Source organism: Candidatus Cardinium sp. cByotN1, from assembly GCF_022810525.1.
Classification (GTDB): domain Bacteria; phylum Bacteroidota; class Bacteroidia; order Cytophagales; family Amoebophilaceae; genus Cardinium.
Genome location: NZ_JAACGG010000155.1, coordinates 1 through 724 on the forward strand (window position 1 = coordinate 1; position 724 = coordinate 724).

Genomic DNA, 724 nt, shown 5'->3' on the forward strand with positions numbered 1-724 from the left:
AAATTAGAAATATTATCCAATAAAGGCCGATATCATGGATTTTTTCTACCTCACGGACCAACCCTCCTCCACCAAAATTAGTAGCCAACATTGTAGCTACTAACGTAGCTGTAGCAAACTGTTTATTCCCTACCGCATATTCTCGGAAGGTGGTTGTTTTTCTACTAAAATAAAATGCCACGGCTAATGTCAATAACAAAAACGCCACTACCATTAAAAGGGGTATATTAAGAGATATCATAATGAGATGAATCTATATTTTTTGGTTCTATGTTTTCTCTCGTTTGGTCTATACCTTCCTTGTTTTCCAGGAAAATGTATACAGCTTGATAAAAGAATTCATCATGAGTCATATTTTTCCAATAACAATAATCTTGAATCTCCTCTATCATATTTGTTGGTAACACTGCTGGTATTTTTCGTGTCTGAATGCTTTTATCAGTATCAGTTGCATTATGTTGATCCTCTTGTTTTTTCATTTTGTATTAGGTTTTTATGAAATGGCATCTAATATTAGTTTGGAAACTATCCCTTACTTAAAACAAATATAAAAAATATTTATATATATACATACATATGTATATATATAAATATGTATATACTTAATAAAAAACTACTTATTTTATTTTTTAAACTGATTATCTAACTATTATAAAATAAGAGGGGAGTGGCGAGGAAATATGAAATAGTATTTTTATTAAAAAATTAGTCTAAAGCTAGTTGG

The 724-nt window shown here is 29.3% G+C and carries 2 protein-coding genes; both read right to left on the bottom strand.

Going from position 1 to position 724, the window contains the following annotated elements; genetic code table 11:
* Positions 1-241, bottom strand: a 241-nt coding sequence (locus MUW73_RS04120) for a hypothetical protein (RefSeq protein WP_445083567.1), incomplete at its 3' end; no start/stop codon positions are given.
* Positions 228-479: a hypothetical protein gene (locus MUW73_RS04125; RefSeq protein WP_243575285.1), complete on the bottom strand. Its 252-nt coding sequence runs from the start codon at positions 477-479 to the stop codon at positions 228-230. The genes MUW73_RS04125 and MUW73_RS04120, both read right to left, overlap by 14 nt.
* Between the last annotated feature and the right edge of the window lie 245 nt (positions 480-724).